Genomic DNA, 22,651 nt, shown 5'->3' with positions numbered 1-22,651 from the left:
AGGCGGGGCGAACTTGAGCCCCTCCCGGGCAAGAGCCTTGAGGACACCCTTGAGAGCAAGATCATGGCAGTCCTTGCGGAGGCCCGTGACAACGCCGGCAACGTGGCCGAGAAGTACCTTGGTATGGGGAACCACGCCGTCGTAATGGCGAAGACCGGTGCGAGGGGCAAGATCCTCAACATCACCCAGATGGCGGCGATGCTCGGCCAGCAGTCGATCCGCGGAAAGCGCCTTTACCGCGGCTACCGCGGGAGGGTTCTCACGCACTTCAAGCCCGGCGACCTCGGGGCGAAGGCGAGGGGCTTTGTCACGAACTCCTACAAGAGCGGGCTCACTCCCCAGGAGTACTTCTTCCACGCCATGGGCGGCAGGGAAGGCCTCGTCGATACCGCGGTGAGAACCGCCCAGAGCGGCTACATGCAGCGCAGGCTCATAAACGCGCTCCAGGATCTCAAAGTTGACTACGACGGAACCGTGAGGGACCCGACAGGTATAATAGTCCAGTTCAAGTACGGGGAGGACGGCGTTGACCCAATGAGGAGCTGGGGAGGCAGCACACTCGACGTTGACAGGGTGATCATGAGGACGCTGCTCAAATCGAGGGGCAACGGGAGGAGGTGATCCGAATGGTATCCGCCAAGACCATAAAAAGCCTCGTTGACAAGGCCGAGCTTCCTGATGACCTGAAGGGGAAGCTCTACTCAAAACTCCTCGAGTACAACAGGAAGTACAAACTGAAGAAGGCTGAAGTCGAGGCCATAATCGAGGAGACCCTATCTGAGTACCAGAACGCCCTTGTTGAGCCGGGAGAGCCCATTGGAACCGTGGCGGCCCAGTCCATAGGTGAGCCATCCACCCAGATGACCCTCAACACCTTCCACTACGCGGGCGTTGCAGAGATCAACGTTACCCTCGGTCTGCCGAGGATCATAGAGATTGTTGACGCCCGGAAGAACCCTTCAACGCCCATTATGACCGTCTACCTCGATGAGGAGCACAGGGCCGATATGGAGAAGGCCCTTGAGGTCGCGAGGAGGATAGAGGGGACGACGATAGAGAACTTGGCGAGGGAGACCACAATAGACATACTGAACTTTGAGTTCATCGTTGACATAGACCCGGAGAGGCTTGAGAAGGCCGGCTTGGACATGGAGAGGGTCTTGAAGAAGCTTTCGGGATCTTTCAAGAGTGCGGAGTTTGAGGTCGATGGCTACACCCTAATAGCCAGGCCAAAGAAGGCCGGGAAGCTCTCCGACCTCAGGAGGCTCTCCGAAAAGGTTAAAAAGCACCGCCTTAAGGGTCTCTCTGGCGTCGGGAAGACCATCATAAGGAAGGAGGGCGACGAATACGTCATCTACACCGAGGGCTCGAACTTCAAGCAGGTGCTCAAGGTTCCGGGGGTCGACCCGACGAGAACCCGGACGAACAACATCTGGGAGATCGCCGAGGTGCTCGGGATCGAGGCCGCGAGGAACGCCATCATAGAGGAGATCGTTAACACGATGCGCGAGCAGGGCCTTGAAGTTGACGTCAGGCACATAATGCTCGTCGCCGACATGATGACCCTCGATGGGGTCATAAGGCCGATAGGCCGGCACGGTGTTGTGGGCGAGAAGGCCAGTGTCCTCGCAAGGGCGGCCTTCGAGATAACGACCCAGCACCTGTTCGAGGCCGCTGAGAGGGGAGAAGTCGACCCGCTCAACGGCGTGGTAGAGAACGTGCTCGTGGGGCAGCCTGTGCCAGTTGGCACTGGGATGGTTAAACTCGCAATGGCTCTCCCCCTGAGACCGAAAAGGGAGTAGGGAGGTGTAAAGGATGGTTGATTTTGCCTTTGAGCTGAGGAAGGTTCAGGACACGGGAAGGCTCGTCATGGGGGCTAAGAAGAGCATCCACTACGCCAAGGTTGGAGAGGCGAAGATGATCATAGTCGCGAGCAACAGCAGGCCGGACGTGAAGGAGGACATAAGGTACTACGCAAAGCTCAGCGGGATCCCGGTTTACGAGTTCGAGGGGACGAGCGTTGAGCTTGGAACGCTCTTGGGAAGACCTCACACTGTCTCGGCCATAGCGATCCTTGATCCTGGCGAGAGCAAAATACTGGCCCTCGGGGGTAAGGAGTAATGCCGCTGAAGCTCAACACAGACCAGATCAAGTACATAGCCCTCTTCGAGAGCATGACAGGAGCTACTGTCCTCGACTGCCTCATAGACGCCGATAGGAACAGGCTCATCTACGTCATCAAGAAGGGCGAGATGGGATTGGCCCTCGGTAAGAAGGGGGCGAGCGTGAAGCGCGTGCAGAACATGCTCGGGAAGGATATAGAGCTCATCGAGCACTCCGAGAATCCCGAGGAGTTCCTGAGGAATATTTATAAAAGCCTCGGGGTTAAGGTTAAAAAGATTCACATCACCGAGAAGAGGGATGGGAAGAAGGTTGCCCTCCTTGATATCGGCCCGCGCGATAAGCCCCGTGCAATCGGGAGGGGCGGGCAGAACATAAACCTCGTGAAGGAGCTGATGGAGAGGCACCACAGCATCAGCGATGTGATCATAATATGAGGTGAGGATCATGAGTGGAAAGAAGGCCCCGTATGGAGAGTTCGCCGGAAGGAAGCTCAAGCTCAAGAGGAAGAAGTTCCGGTGGAGCGACATAACCTACAAGAGAAGGGTTCTCCGCCTCAAGGAGAAGAGCGACCCCCTCGGAGGGGCCCCCCAGGCCAAGGGGATAGTCCTTGAAAAGATCGCGGTTGAGGCGAAGCAGCCCAACTCGGCCATGCGTAAAGCTGTCCGTGTGCAGCTCATAAAGAACGGTAAGGTAGTCACCGCCTTCACCCCGGGTGATGGAGCAATAAACCACATAGACGAGCACGACGAAGTGATAATCGAGGGGATTGGAGGCCCCAAGGGCGGTTCCGTCGGCGATATCCCGGGTATCAGATATAAGGTCGTCAAGGTCAACCGCGTCAGCCTCAAGGAGCTCGTCAAGGGCAGAAAGGAGAAGCCGAGGAGGTGAAGTGCATGGCCAAGCCACTCAGCGAGCGCTTCTTCGTCCCGAAGGAAGTCAAGCTCATGGGCAGGTGGAGCGTCGAGGACGTTGTCGTCAACGACCCCTCCCTCAGGCCTTACATATCCATCGAACCTAAGATACTCCCGCACAGCCACGGCAGGCATGCAAAGAAGCCCTTTGGCAAGGCCAACGTCCACATCGTTGAAAGACTCATCAACAAGGTCATGAGGAGCGGTGCCAGCCACTCCAAGGCGGGCGGCCACTTCATGAGGCGTGAGCACCGCTCGATAATGAGCAAGAAGATGAAAGCCTATGAAGTCGTCAAGGAGGCCTTCATGATCATCGAGCGCAGAACCAAGCAGAACCCTCTCCAGGTTCTCATCAGAGCCATTGAAAACTCGTCCCCGAGGGAGGACACGACCACGATAGCCTTCGGCGGCATAAGGTACCACATGGCCGTTGACGTCTCCCCACTCAGGAGGCTCGACATAGCCCTCAAAAACATCGCCCTCGGCGCGAGCATAAAGTGCTACCGCAACAAGACCAGCTACGCTAAGGCCCTCGCGGAGGAGATAATCGCGGCTGCCAACGCGGATCCCAAGAGCTTCGCCTACAGCAAGAAGGAGGAGATCGAGAGGATCGCCCAGTCCTCGCGCTGAAGACTGACCGCTTTCTCTTCTATTCCGCTTTTCTCGGTTTCTACCCGGAAGTTTTTATGCCCTTTGGGTAAGATTATTTTGGTGGATGTAAGATGGTTAGGGTTAAAGTTTCCTCAAAGGGCCAGATAGTCTTACCAAAAATAATTCGTGAAAAGTTCGACATCAGAGAGGGCGACGAGATTGAGGTTCTCGACCTGGGGGATGAGATAGTTCTGGTTCCCGTAAAGAAAAACCTTAAGCTAAGGGGACTCGTCAGGTTCGAGAGACCCGTCAGAGAGATACTCCGCGAAGTCAGGAACGAGGAAGAAAAGCTGGAGGCTAAGGAATGAGGATCGTCCTGGATAGCTATGCAGTTTTAGCCTACATCAACGAAGAAGCGGTTGCAGACAAGGTGGAGGAATATCTCAACCTCGGAAGAAGCGGTAAGGCCGAAATTTACATGAACGTGGTGAACCTCGGCGAGGTTTACTACATCATCTCAAAAAGAAGTGGAAAGGGTATGGCGAATCTTGCGGTTGCTCTTATCAGGAGGGAACCGCTTAAACTCGTGGTCGCCGATGAGAGGCTCGCGCTCATAGCCGGAAGGATAAAAGCCTTCCACAGGCTCAGCTACGCCGATGCTTTTGCAGTCGCGACGGCAATTGATTTAGACGCCACGCTCCTCACTGGAGACAGTGAGTTCAAGAGCGTTGAGGACAAGGTGCGGGTGGAGTGGCTGTGAATTTCTTAGCCGTGTGATTTTTAACGTCCTTTGAGGAGTTCCCATGGCGGTAAGATGATTCTCCCGAGGTTCTCGGAAGAAGAGGTAAATAAGAATGCCTTCACGGGTGTTCCCTCTCTATGAAATCCCCCAACATTGCAGGGGATGGACCCTTACCCCTCTTTTCTCGTTCCTCCCAAACCTCTGAGGCTTTCTCAGAGCAACAAGGCCGAAATAGCCATCAAGCTCCGAGTTTTTCAGGTTTTTATCAGACTCCTCCCCACCATGTTGGCAGGCTTCTCAACGCCGAAGAAGTTCAGGATTGTCGGCGCTATGTCAATCAGGCTCGCTCCCTCAAGGTTTGCCCTCTCAAAACCCCACAGTATCAGAGGAACCTTAACAACGGGCTCGTTCATCGAGCCGTGCATGCCCTTGACCCAGTGGCTTACTCCTTTAATCCCCTTGCACATCCTATGGGAGCAGAACCAGTAGCCGGGCTTGGCAGAGACTATGATCTCTCCACTGTTGGGAGTGTCCAGGTGGGGAAGCTCGTCGCGGAAGAAGACGTCTTTGACACCGGGGGCTTTCCTGAGAACTTCAAAGGCCTCCTCGGCATCGCCCGGATTTCTCAGATAGACGTGAACGCCGCCGCCGGATGAAACCCGGAGCGTTTCAACCCCGTGCTTCCTGAGGTAAACGCGCAGGTTCACCCATGTGTGGACTTTTTCCTGCCCGTGATCGGCGAAGATTATGAAGGCGTACTCATCTTTGAGGCGCTCCCAGAGGGTTCTGACGGCGGTGTCAACGGTCTCGACCGCTTTCAGTGCACCATCGCTCAGGGGGCCGTGATCGTGGCTCATGCCGTCTATCGAGGCGAAGTGGACGAGGAGCAAATCTGGTTTGCATTCCTCGTAGATGTAGAGCGCTGAATTCAAAACCCAGACGTCCTTCCTCCAGTCCCTTCCGTGTCCCAGGTACATCTTATCGTTCGCAAAGAACGGCGGGAAAATCCTGACGTCGGTTCCGCTGAAGGGAGGCATTGTGTAGCCACTTACCGAGCCCGTCTTAATGCCCCTCCCGCGGAGGATGTCCACGATCGTAGGGGCCTTTATGACCCTGTGCGGGTTGAAGGCGACCTCGTAGTCGTAGAAGTTGATCTTCCTGTCGCTCAAGCGGTCGTAGTAGCCGTTCTCGACGACGCCGTGATCCTTGGGCCAGACTCCAGTCATCACGCTCGTGTGAACCAAGTCCGTCAGCGTGGGGAAGATGGAATCTACAACGGTGAAGTCCCCTCTCTCGGCTAACTCCCTTAGGAAGGGCATGTGCTTGAGGTTGTAAACACCGTTGCCGTCGAGGCTTATGAGGGCGAGCTTCTTTCTCATGACTCAAACCCCGAAGACTTAACCTGGAATCCCCCATAAATATCAGGTTCGTCCTCAAGGAAATCCTCTAGGGATTCCTCCGAGAGCTTCATTATAGCGTAGCTCTCCTCCCGCTCAAGTAGCTCGTTTAGTAGTTTCTCTATGTCCTCAAGTTTCTTCTCAATCCTCATGAGTTCCCCCCACGTTATCACTCCCAAGGGGTGTCGGCCTGACGTGCATTCATCATCATTCAGTGGGATGGAGGGCTCGTCATCCACCTGCATTCTTCCTGTCGAGCAGGTATATATTCCTTCCGAGCCATTCGTCTAAATTCCTCTGCCTCGCTAATCTGCCGAGGACGTAGCTTCTCTCAAGGTATTTCTCGAACGGATGCTCAAGGCGTCTCCTTATAGCTTCCAGAGCCTCATTAAGGGTTTCAAAGCGGCCTATTAAGTTCCTTAAAGCTTTCTTCACTCCGAGCCTTATCTGCCACACGCCAACTGGAGCGTAGTATTCGGGCGTAACCTCGCGGAAGACAACGGCCCTTGCCTGCCTCCTTCTTTCGCGAAGGGCTTCGAGGACGCTTAAGCGGGCCGCGTAGTAAGCTCCAGCGGTTTCCTTGACGTACTCCCTTCTCCCGCGGAAGTCCTCGTAGTCGTGGATTACGCTCGGCTCGCTCGAACCGAAGAGCGAACCCTTAAGCCAGACCTCTAAAAGCTCGAAGGCGTAGCTCTCGGGCATCAGAAGGACGGCGTAGCGGTTGCCGAGGAAGCGGTAGAAGTAAACCTCGTAGTCGTTGATTAATGGGTAGTGCAAAATTTCTCGCCTCAGGTTCTTTCCTATCGTGTCCTGGACGGCTGTGATGCTCCACCTCGTCGGGACGAGCTTCTTCTCGATCCCGAGCAGTCCCGCGGAGAGAAGCCTGATGATGTAGTACTCATCGAAGCCCCAGTTGTAGAGGCGCATTATAGCTTCCTCCGCCTTTAGCTCGTCGCTCACAACGTAATCAGTCTTCCTCGGTATCCTCGGGTTCTCCGTCAGCTCGAAGTCGAGGAGCTCGGCTTTTGGGCCGAGGGGCGGTGCGAACTCGCTCGGGATGACCCTGAGGACTGGCCTCTTCTTCAGCAGGATCTCGCTGTCAACGGGTTTAACGCTCATCGCCAGCTCCCGAACTTCATCCAAAACTCTACCGCTCTTCCTCACCATCACATCAGCCTTAATCTCGCCCATTACCAAAAGCGAGCGGTAGTAGAGGATGTCCCTTATGGTCTTGTCCTCCCATTTCAGCGGGTTGTCGAGGTAGTCCGTCTCCCCTTCGATGGGTGGAACGAGAGGGCCTATCCTGACCTTGGGGTAGCCGTACTCGCCGACGAAAACGCTTGGCGGAGAAGAACCGAAGAGGTGCCTTTTGTTCAGCTTTCCCTCCACGCTGCGGGCTACCTTAAAGCGTTCAAGGATTGGACAGGTTGGCCTTCCGCACAGGAGCTTCCTGCCCTTGCAGACGGCACAGAGTTTTGAGTTGAAGAGCTCAGTCATCGGCGGATGTTCTCCGAGGACTACTTAACCTTAGCCCTTTAACAGTACTGGTTAACATGCCGGAATACGCTAAAAAATGTGCTTTCCTAAACTTTTATATACTTCAGTGGACATAAATGGCACGAGGTGTTTTTATGTACGGCAACTGGGGCAGGTTTTTGCGCGTGAACCTCTCCAAGGGGGAGGTCAAGGTAGAGGAGTACGATGAGGAGCTCGCCAAGAAATGGCTTGGGAGCAGGGGCCTGGCAATATACTTCCTTCTCAGGGACATGGATCCGAAGGTCGATCCGCTGAGCCCCGACAACATGTTGATCATAACCCCGGGCCCGCTGAGCGGAACGAGCGCTCCAACCGGCGGAAGGTACAACGTCGTTACCAAGGGCCCCCTGACGGGCTTCATAACCATGGCAAACTCCGGCGGCTACTTTGGGGCGGAGCTGAAGTTCGCAGGCTGGGACGGCATAATCGTTGAGGGCAAGGCCGAGAGCCCGGTTTACATCTACATCAAGGACGACAACGTTGAGATTCGCGACGCGAGCCACCTCTGGGGTAAACTGGTCAGTGAGACGGAGGAGACCATAAAGAAGGAGATAGGGAGCAAGAAGCTGCACATAGCGAGCATTGGGCCCGCTGGAGAGAACCTCGTTAAGTTTGCAGCCATAATGAACGACGGCCACCGCGCCGCGGGAAGGGCCGGTGTCGGTGCCGTTATGGGGAGCAAGAACCTCAAGGCCATAGCGGTCGAGGGGAGCAAGCGCGTTCCCATAGCGGACAGGCAGAAGTTCATGCTCACAGTCAGGGAGAAGATAAACAAGCTCAGGAACGATCCGGTTGCAGGTGGCGGACTGCCGAAGTACGGTACAGCGGTTCTCGTCAATATAATAAACGAAAACGGCCTCTATCCAACGAGGAACTTCCAGACCGGAGTTTTTGAGCTCGCTTACGAGCACAGCGGCGAGGCCATGACGGCCAAGTACCTCATCAGGAACCAGCCGTGCTACGCCTGTCCCATAGGCTGCGGCAGGGTGAACAAGCTCCCGACCGTTGGTGTAACAGAGGGACCGGAGTACGAGAGCATCTGGGCACTCGGTGCCGACCTCGGCATAAACGACCTCGCGAGCATAATCGAGGCCAACCACATGTGCGATGAGTTTGGCCTTGACACAATCTCAACCGGTGGAACCCTCGCCGCTGCGATGGAGCTCTACGAGAAGGGCTACCTCACCGACGAAGACCTCGGCGATGCACCGCCCTTCAGGTGGGGCAACACGGAGGTTCTGCACTACTACATCGAGAAGATCGCCTACAGGAAGGGCATCGGTGACAAGCTTGCCGAGGGAAGCTACCGCTTCGCCGAGAGCTACGGCCATCCAGAGTTCTCGATGAGCGTCAAGAAGCTTGAGCTACCTGCCTACGACCCGCGTGGAGCAGAGGGACACGGCCTCGGCTACGCGACCAACAACCGCGGCGGCTGCCACATCAAGAACTACATGATAAGCCCGGAGATCCTCGGCTACCCGTACAAGATGGACCCGCACGACATAAGCGACGACAAGATAAAGATGCTCCTGCTCTTCCAGCACCTGAGCGCGGTCATAGATGCTGCAGGCCTCTGTCTGTTCACGACCTTTGGTCTTGGAGCGGACGACTTCCGCGACATGCTTAACGCCGCCCTTGGCTGGGACTTCTCGACCGACGACTACCTCAAGATCGGCGAGCGCATCTGGAACGCCGAGAGGATATTCAACCTGAAGGCCGGCCTCGACCCGCTGAAGGACGACACCCTGCCGAAGCGCTTCCTTGAGGAGCCGATGCCTGAGGGCCCGAACAAGGGATACACTGTAAGGCTGAAGGAGATGCTGCCGAGGTTCTACAAGATGCGCGGCTGGACCGAGGACGGAAGGGTTCCACCCGAGAAGGCAAAGGAGCTCGGTATAGAGGAGTTCCTTTGATTTCCCCATTTTTGTCCAATAACCTTTTTTAATGGTTCTCGATACCCAGATGGAAAGAGCGGTGGTGCTCATGGTTAAAGTCAAGCTTTTCGCGACGCTAATCGAGCTCACCGGGAGGAGAAGGCTTGAGTTGGATGGCGTTGAGAACGTTGGCGAGATACTGAACAGGCTTGACGAGCTCTTCCCGGGCTTTAAAAAGGAACTCGAAAAGGGGTTCATCGTCCTCGTGAACGGGAAGAACGTCGAGCACCTCAACGGCCTGGCGACCCCGGTTTCTGACGATGACACCGTCAGCATATTCCCACCCGCTGGAGGCGGTTGAATTGGCGAAGGAAGTCGGTAGGGAGTACACCTTCTCCCTCTGGGATGGAAAGGTCATCATAAGGCCCAAACTCGACATGAAGTACCTCTACATAGAGGTTACGAGCCGCTGTAACTTAAAGTGCGAGATGTGCTTCAAGCAGTACTGGGAGGACACCGAAGGCGACATGGACTGGGAGCTCTTCCTCAAGATCCTCAACGACGCGGAGGAGTTCCCGGAGCTTAAAATGATTTACTTCGGCGGTATCGGCGAGCCCACAGTTCACCCGCGCTTCATGGACATGGTGAGGGAGGTCAAGAAGCGCGGTTTTGCCCTCGGTATGAGCAGCAACGGGACCCTCCTCACTGACAAGATGCTCAGGGAGCTCGCAAAGCTCGGCGTGGAGCTCATCTACTTTTCCATGGACACGGTTCCAACGGCCCAGAACGCCATAACCCTCGGCCACCTCGCTGCGGCCGCAACAGCCGACAGGATACGCAGGCTCGTGAAGTACCGCGAGGAGTACGGAACCCACAGGCCGAGCATAGGGGTTGAAGTGGTCGTCACCAAGGAGAACTACAAGCAGCTGCCGGACCTCGCGAGGTTCCTCCTCAACCTGAACGTGGATTCGATGCTCGTCTCGAACCTGCTTCCCCTAACTGAGGAGCAGACCAAGGACATCGTCTACGACGGAAGTGTGGACATGACCCCGATAGTGGATGAGCTCTACAAGATAGCCCACAACGGCCTCTACATAAAGCTCCCCAACTTCGAGCTTAAGACAGAGAGGCAGTGCGACTTCGACGAGAACAACGTGGCAGTAATCAGGTGGGACGGCGAAGTTGCCCCCTGCTACCGCTTCCTACACTCCTACTACGAGTACATCTTCGGCAGGAAGAAGAAGGTCAACGCCTACTCCTTCGGCAACGTGAGGGAGAAGAACCTCGCAGAGATATGGACGAGCGAGAAGTACACCTGGTTCCGCTTTACGATGAAGAACTACATGTATCCCTCCTGCACCGACTGCCCACTCGTTGACGCCTGCGACTTCGTCAAGACGAGCGACATAGACTGCTGGGGCAACGAGCCGAGCTGCGCCGACTGCCTCTGGTCCCGGAGGATCGTTCAGTGCCCGATTCCCCAGTACAACTTCGGGAAATTCTATTAAAATTTGATTCACATTATTGGTGGAAAAGTATGGGAATAGCTCCAGAAAAAGAAGAAATTTGCACTCCCATTGAAACTGGCCTTAGTGATATGGATATCGCTAAATACTCGGTAGCCTTGGAGTTAGTGAAATATGAAGGGCAACTTTTGTGGCAGATCTTTGGGGCTTTCTTAATAGCCCATACTGTATTTTTATCTTTCCTCTTGCAATCCCTTTTGACCACACCTTTAACAGGACAATATCAGCCAAGTAGGTTTATAGCGGCGTTAGTGGGCTTGTTTCTATGTATCCCCTGGGCAAGTTCCTACTTTAGAAGTTCAGATTACTACATCTTTAGAATGGCTCAGGCTAGAGACGCGGAGCCTCCTGGGTGGGGTTTTATAGGAGTCAGGGGAGAACAGTTTTCTAAAGGGCTACCCGTTGAGATCGCGGGAGTAGAATATAGGATCAATTGGTTTTCTAGGGTATTAAGAACAAAAAGAGCTGTACCATTAATAATTTTAACTTTTGCTTTTATTTACTTATACATTCTCCTCCAGACTGGGCCTTGGAAATGAGAGCCCAAAAAGCTTAAAAACCCTCTCCGGTTCATATAACTCGAACGTGCCGCGGTAGCCTAGCCTGGTAGGGCGCCGGCCTGCTAAGCCGGTGGGCGGTGCCCACAGGGGTTCAAATCCCCTCCGCGGCGCCATTGCTTCTTCAGGCTCGATGCCGGGATAGCCTAGAGGCGAGGCGAGGGACTGCAGATCCCTTCCACCCGGGTTCAAATCCCGGTCCCGGCTCCACCTTCACTTTAAAACCTCCTTCTCCTGCCTCCCCATCTCCTGCGGTACTCGTTCTCAAGCTCCTCGTCCCTGAACTCCTTTGGAACCCTCTCACTGAGCTTTGACCTGCGCACCTCGACCCGGGCGGCCTTTGCTATGCGCCTGAACCTCCCCAGCTCGCCGGGCTCCAGGAAGGTTACGGCTCTTCCCTTCTTTCCCATCCTTCCCGTTCTCCCTATCCTGTGGATGTACTGCTCGGGGTTCATGGGTATCGAGTAGTTGACGACGTGGTTTATATCCCGAACGTCAAGGCCTCTCGCGGCGACGTCTGTAGCCACAAGGATCCGTGTTCTCCTCTCCTTGAACCTCTGGAAGGTCCTCTCGCGGGCGGCCTGGGTCATGTCGCCGTTCAGGCTCTCGGCAGCGTATCCATCCCTTCTGAGTCTCCCGCTTAGCTCCCGCGTCTCCCTCTTCGTCTGGCAGAACACTATCCCGTAGAAATCCCCTTCGAGGACTTCCTTCAGCTTTCCGTATTTCCTCGCTGGCAGAACCTCTATGTACTCCTGCTCCACCATCTCCGGAACGAGCTCGTCCCTGCTCACTATGACGACCTCGGGGTTCTGCATGTACTTCTTGGCTAAGAGGAGCACTTCAGTCGGCATGGTAGCCGAGAACATCAGTATGCGCTTTTCCTTTGGGGTTCTCTGCATTATGCTCTCTATATCCTTCACGAAGCCCATATCGAGCATTCTGTCAGCCTCGTCGAGGACGAAGAACCTCACTGCGTCGAGGTTGAGCGTTCCCCTCTGGAGGTGGTCGAGAACCCTCCCCGGCGTTCCGACTACGATGTGAGCTCCCCTCTCCAGAGCCCTTATCTGGGGGCCTATAGGCTGGCCGCCGTAGACCGCGTAAACGTAAACCCTCTTCCTGCCCCTGAGGGCCTTGATCTCATCCGCTACCTGAAGGGCGAGCTCCCTCGTTGGGGTCAGGATTATGGCCTGGACCCTCCTGTCGTGCGGGTCAAGGGCCTCTATGATCGGGAGCGCAAAGGCCGCAGTCTTCCCGGTTCCGGTCTGGGACTGGCCTATCACATCGTTCTCTCCCCTCAGGAGAAGGGGTATGACCTCCCTCTGGATGTCCGTGGGTTTGCTGAAACCCTTCTCTTTAACGGCCGTCAGTGAGGCCTCCGATAAACCAAGTTTTTCAAAACTCATTTTCTCTATCCCCTGCTTTAAGCGCTCCCCCTCAAACGGAACGCGTCGAGAAGAAACGCACTTTGGCGGGCCGAGGGGGATTCGAACCCCCGACCACGGGATTAAGAGTCCCGCGCTCTAACCATGCTGAGCTACCGGCCCAAAACCCGAACTGATAGACGGGGAGGTAATTTATAAAGTTTTTGGTCTATTGAAGGCCGCAGCTCACAGAAAACTTTATAAATTACCGGGCTCCCCTATACTTTGGCGAGCGGGGGTTGCCAAGCCTGGTCAAAGGCGCGGGATTGAGGGTCCCGTCCCGTAGGGGTTCCGGGGTTCAAATCCCCGCCCCCGCACCATAAAATTCAAAGCACGCTGGCGGGGATGGGGCCTTTTCTGTAATGCTCAACTGGAACGGATTTTTAACTCACCCGCTCCTTCCTTGAGTGTTTCACTCAGAAAAACACCCTTGATCAAGCTTTGTCCTGCAAATTTTGGAATGAAAAAGGCCAATCTCAAATTCAGGCCCTCTTAAAGATCTCCTGTTCTATTAACCCGATTATATCCCTGTGGATGTCCTCAACGCTGTTCTGGGCGTTTACTATCCTGATCTCTGGAAACATCTCGGCGAGCTTTAGGTAGTTGTTCCTCACGCTCCTCTGGAGCTCGAATATCCTGTCGAACTCCGTTTTTATTGCCCTCCCCTTTATGCGCCTCATGCTCTCCCTGGCCGGTATGTCGAGTAGGATCGCTATATCCGGCCTTATGGCAAAGCGGTTGAGGTCGATGAGCCACTCGAGGTCGAGCCCCCTCGCCCATTGGTACGCCAAGGAGGAGTAGAAGTACCTGTCCGAGATAACGACCTTCCCCTCCTCCAGCGCCGGCCGGATGAGCTTGTGGATGTGCTCGGCCCTGTCTGCCGCGAAGAGCAGTGCCTCGGCCTCGTGACTTATCTTGGCCCCGTCTATTATGCCGACCCTTCCCCCGGTGAGGACCAGCCTCCTGATGAGCTTTCCAAAAGCGGTGTCCGTTGGCTCCTTCGTTAGGACGACCTCTTGTCCCCTCTCCTCAAACCATTCCGCCAGCATTTTAGCCTGCGTTGATTTTCCAGCCCCGTCTATACCTTCGAGTACTATGAACACGCCCACGACCACACCCCCGGAAAACCGGGTTCATCCGTGCCCTTTTAACGCTTTCCAGCCGGCTCATTAAAAGTTCTTCTTGAGGTAATCCATGAGGGCCCACATACTCCCAAATTCAATCTTTTCCCCGTCTCTGTAGACCTCAACGATCCCGTCAGGTCTAAAGCGCATGCCAAAGTCGTAGTTCTCCTTTTTAAGTTTGTACATGAAGACCTCCTTAGGCTTCGGGGGGAGGTAGCTCGTCATCATGTCGTTTATCACCTCGGCCTCCAGGCCCAGCGCCTCCGAGAGGCGGGGGAAGAATAGCACCGCCGGCGTGTTCATGGCGTCCACGAGAACCCTCTTCCCGAGCTTCATCCTGTACTTCTTCAGCAGGTCGTTCATGAAGTCGTCGAGGGCGTTCGGGTAGTAGACCGTCGCACCTATGTCGCTCGGATGCGCCTCTATAAAGCTCCCGCTGCTGAGTATTGCCTTCACCTCTTCGCTGTCTATACCGCTCACGTAAACGCGGACGCCGCCGTAGTAGTAGACGTAAGCTAAGGGGAGCCCCTTGGCGTGGGCAAAGTCCTTGAGGGCTATCAGCGGGATTAGGCGCACGTCCATCGTGGTGGAGCCGGTGCTCACTATGCCCACCACCATCGCCCTCTTTCCGTACCTTGAGAGGGCCCTTCCGTCCCTCCCGGCTATCGTCGTTCCGTGGGCAACGGTTCCTATCGCCCTTCCAAGCAGGGCGAGTTCCTCGGGCTTAAACTTCTCTGAGTGGTATATCTCCATCTCTCCCACCCCATCAGGTTATCACCGGGAGTGTTTAAAATTTTGGGTTCCCTTCAATGTCCTACTATATTCTTCAACGCACTTAAACCTGCCGGCAAACTATTTTAATGCATCCGTCAACTCCACCCGGAGGAGGTAGTCATGTCCCTCGAAAGGCTGGAGAGGATGCTGAACAGGGAGCAGTTTGAAAAGGTGAAGGCCATAGACAACCCCGAGCTCCACAGGTTCCTCGCGGACTGGATCGAGTGGCTCGAGCCCGAGAAGGTTTTCGTGTGCACAGACAGCGAGGAGGACGAGCAGCACGTCCGCTGGAAGGCCCTCTACTACGGGGAGGAGAAGATGCTTGAGACGCCGAACCACACGGTTCACTACGACAGCTACCACGACCAGGCCAGGGATAAGGCCAACACGGCCATACTGACGCCGGGCGGCAGAAAGCTTCCCTTCCTCAACACGAAGGACAGGGATGAAGGCCTCAGGGAGATAAAGGAGCTCATGAAGGGAATAATGCACGGCAAAGAGCTTTTCATCTGCTTCTTCGTTTTGGGGCCGAGGAACTCGATTTTCACGATTCCAGCGGTTCAGCTCACTGATTCTGCTTACGTTGCCCACTCGGAGTTCATCCTCTACAGGAAAGGTTACGAGGAGTTCAGAAGGCTTGGAAGGGCCGCGAGGTTCTTCAGGTTCGTCCACAGCGAGGGGGAGCTCGACGAGAGGAAGACGAGCAAGAACCTCGATAAGAGGAGGATCTACATCGACCTTGAGGACGAAACAGTCTACTCCGTCAACACCCAGTACGGAGGGAACACGATCGGGCTTAAGAAGCCGGCTTTCAGGCTTACCATCAAGAGGGCTGTCGAGGAGGGCTGGCTCAGCGAGCACATGTTCCTCATGCGCGTGAACGGCCCTCACGGCAGGAAAACCTACTTTACAGGTGCTTACCCGAGCATGTGCGGGAAGACCTCAACGGCCATGATGCCCTGGGAGAACATAGTTGGTGACGATCTGACCTTCATCCTCCAGGTTGACGGGCGGGCGAGGGGAGCGAACGTCGAGAAGGGGGTCTTCGGTATAATCCAGGGGGTGAACCAGGAGGACGACCCCATCATATGGAAGGTCCTCCACTCGCCGGTTGAGATAATCTTCTCGAACGTCCTCGTCAAGGATGGAAAGCCCTACTGGAACGGCATGGGCATCGAGATACCCTCCGATGGTGAGAACCACAGCGGTGAGTGGTGGCGCGGGAAGAAGGATGAAGAGGGCAACGAGATACCGCCGAGCCACAAGAACGCCCGCTTCACGGTTTCGCTCGAGCACTTCCCCAACGTTGACATGGAGGCCCTTGAGAGTCCCTGCGGTGTTGAAATCGGCGGGATGATCTTCGGCGGCAGAGACGCCGACACCTGGCCGCCCGTGAGGGAAGCTTTTGGCTGGGAGCACGGTGTTATAACGATGGGAGCATCGCTTGAGAGCGAGACGACAGCGGCAACGCTCGGAAAGGAGGGCGTTAGGGCTTTCAACGCCATGGCGATACTCGACTTCATGAGCGTCCACCTCGGCGACTACATAAGGAACTACCTCGATTTCGGGAGGAAGCTGAAGAGGGCCCCGAAGATCTTTGCCGTCAACTACTTCCTCCGCGAGAACGGGCAGTGGCTCAACCACAAGCTCGACAAGGGTGTCTGGCTCAAGTGGATGGAGCTGAGGGTTCACAACGACGTTGATGCAATAGAGACACCGATCGGCTACATCCCGAGGTACCGCGACCTGGTAAAGCTCTTCAAGGACGTCCTCGGCAAGGACTACACGAGGGGTGACTACGAGAAGCAGTTCACGATACGGGTTCCCGAGCTCTTGGAGAAGCTGGACAGGGTGGAGAGGATCTACAGGGAGACCGTTAGGGAGGTTCCGGAGAGGCTCTTCGAGGTTCTTGATGAGGAGAGGAAGCGCCTGCTTGAGGCCAGAGAGAGGTATGGGGACTACATAAGTCCCTTTGCCCTTGGAGAAAAGCTTTAAATTTTAACTTTTTTCACATTCTCTGTGAAGATTGGGGAACTTCACGGACATCCAATTTCGATTGAGGTTCTTCTCAGGGACGGGAGGCTCGTTATGAGGCCCTCAGTCCACACCCGCAAACGGGGCTGGGTTAGGTTAGGGGGCGTTCAGGGAACGGCACTCCTCGAGTGGCTTCTCCTCCTGCCGGTCTGGCATTACTGGGGTGGCTATGTTCCACCGGTTCCATTGGGGGGAAATTTCCAGATGGCCGATGGCTACGTTTGCATGGCGGATAGGTGTGTGGACTTAAAGCGCCTCCTGAAAAAATCTCTGGTCATGACGTATCGGTTCCTACGGGATCACGCCGGAGAGATAAACCGTCTCCTGCTGGAGATGGGGCAGAATCCCGTCAACTACGCAGGCCTTGGCAAAGCGTACAGGAAGGCTGTGGAAGTCTACCGTGAGATGCATGGGAAGCCGTGGTTCCTCCTGCGCCCAAAGTTCAGGGGCAGAGTGCTTGAGTTCTGCATTGACTTTTCAACGTACGACTCCTGCGATTTGGAATACGCATGGGGAGAGCTGAAGGTTATGGATGCTCCCCTCGGGAGCTGGTTCATCGAAAACATGAAAGGTGGGTGTGTGGACTTCTACGGCTTCGTGCAGGAGCTCCTTCACGTTGCACACTCAATAGTCACGGGTCGCGACAAACTCCATGTGTACGACCTCGAAAACGCCCTGAACGAAAATCTACCTGTTAGGAAGGATTCACTGATCATACGGACGTCTCTCTTCTTCCAGTTTCTCGATTTCTACTTTGAAGTGCCCCGTGATGGGAAGGTGATTAGGATACACCGTGTGAATGAAGTGGGTGACTGGTTCCCAAAGACTGAGACGGTCGAAGTGCCCCTGGATGATTTCCTTCACGACGTCATCGCTCTGGGGAGGTGGTACTTCGAGAATTTCGAGGTCTTCTGGAAAATCGAGGAGACTGTACTCAATGTTTCAAAAAGGGACTACTACACGAGTATAATGAACGTGTACCTCTCAGTGCTCGGCGCGATGAAAAAGAGGAAGGGAAAGGAACGGATTCCAACTATCCTCTCAAAGAGATACAAGGCGTGGACGCTTTTGTGCAGGAGCGACGAGCTCCCTGTGGAAGTCAGCGGGCACATCTTCAAGCTCCGGGAACTGACATCCGAGCCTTCTGAGGTGGTAGACAAAATCAAAAGAGAGCTCACAAAGATATACGGCAGGTACCGGAACCCGTTTTCGGAAATGGGCGATACCTTTGAAATCCGGCTCAAAGCTCCCCCCGGATACCTCCCCGGTTCGGAACTCGTTCTAACGTTGGAGAAACACTGGAAAGGGCAGTATAAGCTCGTAAAAATCCGAGTCCTGTGAACTTCGTCACATGACGAGGGGCAGTTTTTTAAGGTTGAGGGGCAATCATGTATCACTTGAAATGATATAGGTGGTCCTTATGCAGGCGTTTTACTCAACCGAGGATGCAATAAAGAGGAAGCTCCCGTATCCAATGAAGGACCTCGTGAGGATTGCCTACAACTACTGGTGGAGCTGGAACAGGCGCGCCACTAAGATGTGGGAGTACATCGACCCCGCCCACTGGAGGGAGTATAAAAACCCCCTTAAGCTTCTCCTCGATACCCCTCCCAGCAGGTTCAAGGAGCTCCTTAAAGATGACGACTTCATGAACCTGTACGAGCTCGTTGTCGATCAGTTTGAGAGCTACATGAACCCAACCTCGACCTGGTTCTCAACCAACTACCCCAAGTGGGACAAGCCCATAGTCTACCTCTGCATGGAATACGGGATAAGCAAGAGCCTGCCCATCTACTCAGGCGGCCTCGGGATACTCGCTGGGGACCACGTCAAGACCGCCAGCGACCTCGGGCTGCCCTTCATAGCCATCGGGCTCCTCTACAAGCACGGCTACTTCAAACAGGAGATCGACAGAAACGGCAACCAGCTCGAAATGTTCCCCGAGTACAGGCCCGAGGAGATGCCGCTGAGGCCCGTCCTCGACAGAAACGGCAACCTGCTCCTGATCGAGGTTCCGGTTGAGGACAGGATCGTCTACGCGCGGGCCTTCGAGGTCGAGGTTGGAAGGGTTAGGATGTACCTCCTCGACACGGACGTCCCGGAGAACAGCCCGGACGACAGGAGTATATGCGACTACCTCTACAACGCCGAGCTGGACAAGAGGATAAAGCAGGAGATGCTCTTGGGAATAGGTGGGATGAGGCTCCTCAAGGCCCTTGGAATAGAGCCCGGCGTGGTTCACCTCAACGAGGGCCACCCGGCCTTTGCGAACCTCCAGAGGATAGCGTGGTATATGGACAAAGGGCTCACCTTCACCGAGGCCCTGAGCATCGTGAGGGGCACGACGATATTCACCACCCACACGCCGGTTCCGGCCGGTCACGACAGGTTCCCGGTGGAGGAGGTTAAGAAGAGACTTGCCAAGTTCCTCGAAGGCAGGGAGGAGATCCTCGAACTCGGCCGCGAGGGAGACCAGATCAACATGACCCTTCTCGCGATAAGGACGTCAAGCTACGTGAACGGCGTCAGCAAGCTGCATGCGGAGGTTACCAAGAGGATGTGGGCCCACCTCTGGCCCGAGGTTCCCCTCGACGAGATACCGATTGAGGCCATAACCAACGGCATACACACGATGACCTGGGTTCACAACGAGGTCAGGAAGCTCTTCGACCGCTACATAGGCAGGGTTTGGCGCGAGCACACGAACCTTGAGGGCATCTGGTACGCGGTGGAGAGGATACCCGATGAGGAGCTCTGGGATGCACATGTTGAGGCCAAGAGACAGTTCATAGCCTTTATAAGGAGGAAGGCTCTTGAGCGCAACGAGAGGCTGGGCACCGACGACCCCATACCGGCCATGGACGAGGAGTCCCTCATCATAGGGTTTGCGAGGCGCTTCGCCACTTACAAGAGGGCCACGCTGATCCTGACCGACTTGGAACGGCTCAAGAAGATATTGAACAACCCCGACAGGCCAGTCTACATCGTCTTCGGCGGAAAGGCCCATCCGCGCGATGAGGCTGGGAAGGAGTTCCTCAGGCGCGTGTACGAGGTCAGCAGGATGCCCGAGTTCAGGGGAAAGATATTCGTGATAGAGAACTACGACATAGGGAGCGCCAGGCTCATGGTGGCCGGCGTTGACGTCTGGCTCAACACCCCGAGGAGGCCCCTTGAGGCGAGCGGGACGAGCGGAATGAAAGCCGGGCTAAACGGCGTTCTGAACGCGAGCATCTTCGACGGCTGGTGGGTTGAGGGCTACAACGGGGTGAACGGATGGGTCATAGGCGAGGAGAGCACCGAGCCAGAGGAAGAGGGGGACGACGAAAAGGACGCGAGGGCCCTATACGACCTCTTGGAGATGGAGATAATCCCAACCTACTACGAGAACCGGGAGCGCTGGGTTCACATGATGAAGGAGAGCATAAAGAGCATAGCCCCGCGCTTCAGCACCCACAGGATGGTGAAGCAGTACATGGACAGGTTCTACTCGAGGGCCATGAGCAACCACATATGGGCCACGAGGGAGAACTACCGGTGGGCGAAGGAGGTGGCCGCCTGGAAGGACAGGGTACTCTCCTCATGGTCGAAGGTTGAGTTCAAGGACGCGACGGTAAACGGGGACAGATCCGAGCTGAGGGTTATCCTGGACTTAGATGACCTCAGCCCTGAGGACGTTAAGGTCGAGCTCTACTACGGCGTCAGGGCCCAGGGCTACGACATAGAGAGGCCGCATATACTCGAGCTCAGGCATCCCAAGCGTCTTGAAGACGGAACCTGGCTCTACGCCTACCAGAACGGCGCCCTAAGGCATCTCGGCGACCCCTGCTGGCACTACGCGCTCCGGGTGTACCCCCACCACGACAAGCTCCCCCACAAGTTCCTCCTCGGCCTCGTCAAGTGGAGATCTTTAGACTGAGAATGTTTTACTTTTCTCTTATTTCATCACAGAAGGGCGCACTCATCCCCGGGACACCAACTCCGTGATGGGCAACTGTTTTAAGTTTAGGCACCCAAATATTTTAAGACAATATCCTCGGGGTGAAGGATATGGATCAAATTAAAAAGTGGACGTTCTACCTGACGATACTCGTAGCCGGTTTCGCAACTGGTATAGGGACGATAGGTCTCTTCCCCCAGATGTGGCTCAAGTACGGCATGAGCGGCATGTTGGTGCACGTGATTTTCCTGGCGATCCTGACCTACCTCGCTATAATCGAATCGGAGGCCGTGATGAAGTCCGGCTACTACTTCACTGAGCTCTACACCAAGATCTCAAGGAAGCCGGGTATGGTCATGGCCCTGCTAACTGTGGGCATAATGTTCCTCTCCTACTACACCGCCAACGTTGGGCTGACCCTCCTCTCGCCCGTACTCGGTGTGGGGACTGTGGCCAGGCTGATCGCCAAGCTCATCATGATAGGCCTGATATTCCTGATAATAACCCGCGCGAAGGAGAAAACGTTCGTCATAATGGCCCTCGGAGCCCTTATACTCGTGATCCTGGTTCCGATTATTGCCGTCCTCTTTAAGGTGCAGCTCGCTAACCCCGCCTCCACCGCCCACTTCAAGGGCCTCCTTACGGCGTGGAGACCGCTGAGCTTCGGGATGCTGAGGGAAGCCGCCGACAGGGCCCTCTACGGGGTCGGCCTCGGCTTTGGCTTCTACATAATGCTCGGTAGCTTTATGAGCGAGCGCTTTAAGGCCAAGCACATCATAAGCCTTGGTGTCTTCATCCAGTACATCATAGGGATCCTCTCAACTTACGCCGTTATCTACTCCGTTGCCCCCTACAACCCGGACCTCCTCCAGAGGTACGCCAACGGGGGAGAAGAGCAGGCCATCGAGCTCATGGGTGCCCTTCCAAAGGTTCTATCCGGCCACCCAGGTCTGCTCGCCCTTTTAGGTCTGACGATATTCATGGCGGGCCTCACGAGCATACTGCCGGCCTCTGAGGTCGACCTGCAGATCATCCAGTCAATGTTCAAGACGAACAGGATGAAGGCGGCGGTATACCTCACCCTGATAGTGCTGACCCTCGGGGTCTTGGACTCCCCACCGCTCATAGCCGACATGTTCCTGAAGGCTGTGAGCACGTCGATATTCATAACCTCGATATTCGAGATCTACCCCGTGCTCGAGGGAAGGATAAAGCCCACCCTGCTGCAGCTCTCGACGATCGCCATAGCTACCACGATATTCCTGATAGGCTTCGCCATCCAGACGGTCTACGATGCCAGGCTCGGAGGAATATACTACCTCTCAATACTGCTGGCCCTCTTCGTCATCGCCCTTGGCTTCGCGGGGGAGCTGATAAAGCCCAAACCGGAGGCCTCTTAATTCACCTGTGGGCGAATATCGCCCGCACCTTTCCGTCTTTTACCTCGTCTATTCTAACGAAGCCGAAGCGCTCGAACTGGACTACATCGTCCACTTTAACGTCGGCGTCGCTCTCAAGGAGGCCCTCCCTCACGAGCAGCTCCTCCCCCTCGGGAACCCAGACCTCGCAGGGCTTTCCTTCGGTTACCCAGTGAACCATCCTCCAGCGGTTCTCCTTCGCTACCTCGTATTCGACACTGTGAAAGTGGGCCTTGACGCCATCCTCACCCGCTTCGACTACCTCGACGTTGAAGAGGTCCTTCAGGCGGACGAAGTTTCCCGGCTTGAAGAGCCCCATGTCGTCCTTCGAAACGTAGACCGGCTTGCCCGGCTCAAACTTCAGCCTCCTGACTCCCCTCTCCGGGTAGTCCGGGTGGAGGGGGATCTCGGCTGTGAACTCCTCTGCACCCTCGATGTACATCGGAATCGGATCCGCGACGAAGAAGTAGCGGTTGGCTATCGGCTCGATTATCTTCCTGTTTATCGCGGCTAAGTTGTCCCAGCTTACCGTGGTGTCGCTCCTCTTCAGGCCAACCTCTATGATCAGCTCCCTTATAGCTTCCGGCCTTATACCACGTCTCCTTAACGCACGGATGGTTCCGAGGCGCGGATCGTCCCAGCCGAGGTATTTGCCCTCCTTAATGCCTTTCCTCGTCTTTGACTT

22 protein-coding genes, 4 tRNA genes and 1 pseudogene are annotated in these 22,651 nt (G+C 55.4%); 19 read left to right on the top strand and 8 right to left on the bottom strand.

The window, feature by feature from the left end; translation table 11 throughout:
* The 8 genes and pseudogenes from MVB78_RS03985 to MVB78_RS03950 all read left to right on the top strand — a co-directional run.
* Positions 1-621 (top strand): annotated as a pseudogene (locus tag MVB78_RS03985) (DNA-directed RNA polymerase subunit A'); the annotation flags it as partial.
* A gap of 5 nt (positions 622-626) precedes the next feature.
* Entirely contained in the window at positions 627-1,802 is a 1,176-nt protein-coding gene (rpoA2, locus tag MVB78_RS03980) for a DNA-directed RNA polymerase subunit A'' (RefSeq protein ID WP_297488138.1), read from the top strand.
* A gap of 13 nt (positions 1,803-1,815) precedes the next feature.
* Positions 1,816-2,121: a 50S ribosomal protein L30e gene (locus MVB78_RS03975; protein ID WP_297488126.1), complete on the top strand. Its 306-nt coding sequence runs from the start codon at positions 1,816-1,818 to the stop codon at positions 2,119-2,121.
* Positions 2,121-2,558 (top strand): NusA-like transcription termination signal-binding factor, encoded by a 438-nt coding sequence (locus MVB78_RS03970; protein ID WP_297488123.1) that lies wholly within the window; start codon positions 2,121-2,123, stop codon positions 2,556-2,558. The genes MVB78_RS03975 and MVB78_RS03970 overlap by 1 nt, the downstream gene beginning before the upstream one ends.
* 10 nt (positions 2,559-2,568) lie before the next feature.
* Positions 2,569-3,012: a 30S ribosomal protein S12 gene (locus MVB78_RS03965; protein WP_297488120.1), complete on the top strand. Its 444-nt coding sequence runs from the start codon at positions 2,569-2,571 to the stop codon at positions 3,010-3,012.
* A 5-nt stretch (positions 3,013-3,017) separates the two neighbouring features.
* A complete protein-coding gene (locus tag MVB78_RS03960) occupies positions 3,018-3,665 on the top strand; it encodes a 30S ribosomal protein S7 (RefSeq protein ID WP_297488135.1) in 648 nt (215 codons plus the stop codon).
* A 92-nt stretch (positions 3,666-3,757) separates the two neighbouring features.
* A complete protein-coding gene (locus tag MVB78_RS03955; protein WP_297488117.1) occupies positions 3,758-3,994 on the top strand; it encodes an AbrB/MazE/SpoVT family DNA-binding domain-containing protein in 237 nt (78 codons plus the stop codon).
* Entirely contained in the window at positions 3,991-4,386 is a 396-nt protein-coding gene (locus MVB78_RS03950) for a type II toxin-antitoxin system VapC family toxin (protein ID WP_297488114.1), read from the top strand. Before MVB78_RS03955 ends, MVB78_RS03950 begins: the two co-directional genes overlap by 4 nt.
* Positions 4,387-4,622: 236 nt before the next feature.
* On the opposite strand, the gene MVB78_RS03945 is transcribed toward MVB78_RS03950, so the two are convergent.
* The 3 genes from MVB78_RS03945 to MVB78_RS03935 form a co-directional block, all read right to left on the bottom strand.
* A complete protein-coding gene (locus MVB78_RS03945; RefSeq protein WP_297488110.1) occupies positions 4,623-5,747 on the bottom strand; it encodes an alkaline phosphatase family protein in 1,125 nt (374 codons plus the stop codon).
* Complete coding sequence (locus MVB78_RS03940; protein WP_297488107.1) at positions 5,744-5,917, bottom strand: hypothetical protein; 174 nt, start codon at positions 5,915-5,917, stop codon at positions 5,744-5,746. Before MVB78_RS03940 ends, MVB78_RS03945 begins: the two co-directional genes overlap by 4 nt.
* A gap of 79 nt (positions 5,918-5,996) precedes the next feature.
* On the bottom strand, positions 5,997-7,262 hold the full coding sequence (locus MVB78_RS03935; protein WP_297488104.1) for an Nre family DNA repair protein: 1,266 nt from the start codon (positions 7,260-7,262) through the stop codon (positions 5,997-5,999).
* 134 nt (positions 7,263-7,396) lie between these two features.
* Between MVB78_RS03935 and aor the strand changes: the two genes are divergently transcribed.
* The 6 genes from aor to MVB78_RS03905 all read left to right on the top strand — a co-directional run bounded on the left by aor (position 7,397) and on the right by MVB78_RS03905 (position 11,468).
* Positions 7,397-9,214: an aldehyde ferredoxin oxidoreductase gene (gene aor, locus MVB78_RS03930; RefSeq protein WP_297488101.1), complete on the top strand. Its 1,818-nt coding sequence runs from the start codon at positions 7,397-7,399 to the stop codon at positions 9,212-9,214.
* A gap of 70 nt (positions 9,215-9,284) precedes the next feature.
* A complete protein-coding gene (locus tag MVB78_RS03925; protein WP_297488132.1) occupies positions 9,285-9,536 on the top strand; it encodes a MoaD/ThiS family protein in 252 nt (83 codons plus the stop codon).
* A 1-nt stretch (position 9,537) separates the two neighbouring features.
* A complete protein-coding gene (locus MVB78_RS03920; protein WP_297488098.1) occupies positions 9,538-10,683 on the top strand; it encodes a tungsten cofactor oxidoreductase radical SAM maturase in 1,146 nt (381 codons plus the stop codon).
* A gap of 29 nt (positions 10,684-10,712) precedes the next feature.
* Positions 10,713-11,240, top strand: coding sequence for a hypothetical protein (locus MVB78_RS03915; protein ID WP_297488095.1), 528 nt, complete (start codon positions 10,713-10,715; stop codon positions 11,238-11,240).
* Positions 11,241-11,288: 48 nt separating this feature from the next.
* Positions 11,289-11,374: transfer RNA gene (locus MVB78_RS03910), tRNA-Ser, on the top strand.
* Between the two features lie 19 nt (positions 11,375-11,393).
* Positions 11,394-11,468 (top strand) — tRNA-Cys (locus tag MVB78_RS03905).
* An 8-nt stretch (positions 11,469-11,476) separates the two neighbouring features.
* Here MVB78_RS03905 and MVB78_RS03900 read toward each other — a convergent pair.
* Positions 11,477-12,661 carry a DEAD/DEAH box helicase gene (locus MVB78_RS03900; RefSeq protein WP_297488092.1) on the bottom strand — a complete coding sequence of 395 codons (1,185 nt, stop codon included), beginning with the start codon at positions 12,659-12,661 and terminating at the stop codon, positions 11,477-11,479.
* 63 nt (positions 12,662-12,724) lie between these two features.
* A tRNA-Lys gene (locus MVB78_RS03895) sits at positions 12,725-12,802 on the bottom strand.
* A 109-nt stretch (positions 12,803-12,911) separates the two neighbouring features.
* Here MVB78_RS03895 and MVB78_RS03890 point away from each other — a divergent pair.
* Positions 12,912-12,999 (top strand) — tRNA-Leu (locus MVB78_RS03890).
* Between the two features lie 162 nt (positions 13,000-13,161).
* On the opposite strand, the gene tmk is transcribed toward MVB78_RS03890, so the two are convergent.
* Both tmk and MVB78_RS03880 read right to left on the bottom strand, forming a co-directional pair.
* Positions 13,162-13,788, bottom strand: coding sequence for a dTMP kinase (gene tmk / locus MVB78_RS03885; RefSeq protein WP_297488089.1), 627 nt, complete (start codon positions 13,786-13,788; stop codon positions 13,162-13,164).
* 60 nt (positions 13,789-13,848) lie between these two features.
* Positions 13,849-14,556, bottom strand: a complete 708-nt coding sequence (locus tag MVB78_RS03880; protein ID WP_297488129.1) for a phospho-sugar mutase — start codon at positions 14,554-14,556, stop codon at positions 13,849-13,851.
* 141 nt (positions 14,557-14,697) lie between these two features.
* On the opposite strand from MVB78_RS03880, the gene MVB78_RS03875 reads away from it, so the two are divergent.
* The 4 genes from MVB78_RS03875 (at position 14,698) to MVB78_RS03860 (ending at position 21,948) form a co-directional block, all read left to right on the top strand.
* Positions 14,698-16,572, top strand: coding sequence for a phosphoenolpyruvate carboxykinase (GTP) (locus MVB78_RS03875; protein ID WP_297488086.1), 1,875 nt, complete (start codon positions 14,698-14,700; stop codon positions 16,570-16,572).
* 24 nt (positions 16,573-16,596) lie between these two features.
* Positions 16,597-17,952 (top strand): hypothetical protein, encoded by a 1,356-nt coding sequence (locus MVB78_RS03870; RefSeq protein WP_297488083.1) that lies wholly within the window; start codon positions 16,597-16,599, stop codon positions 17,950-17,952.
* A 79-nt stretch (positions 17,953-18,031) separates the two neighbouring features.
* On the top strand, positions 18,032-20,527 hold the full coding sequence (gene malP / locus MVB78_RS03865) for a maltodextrin phosphorylase (protein WP_297488079.1): 2,496 nt from the start codon (positions 18,032-18,034) through the stop codon (positions 20,525-20,527).
* A gap of 131 nt (positions 20,528-20,658) precedes the next feature.
* Positions 20,659-21,948 (top strand): sodium-dependent transporter, encoded by a 1,290-nt coding sequence (locus MVB78_RS03860; protein WP_297488077.1) that lies wholly within the window; start codon positions 20,659-20,661, stop codon positions 21,946-21,948.
* Position 21,949: 1 nt separating this feature from the next.
* On the opposite strand, the gene MVB78_RS03855 is transcribed toward MVB78_RS03860, so the two are convergent.
* Positions 21,950-22,651, bottom strand: a 702-nt coding sequence (locus tag MVB78_RS03855; protein ID WP_297488074.1) for a glutamate--tRNA ligase family protein, incomplete at its 5' end; no start/stop codon positions are given.

The sequence above is a fragment of the Thermococcus sp. genome (assembly GCF_026991495.1).
Taxonomy (GTDB): Archaea; Methanobacteriota_B; Thermococci; order Thermococcales; family Thermococcaceae; genus Thermococcus.
Note: the sequence above shows the minus strand (reverse complement) of the source record. Positions and strands in the feature narration are given on the sequence as shown.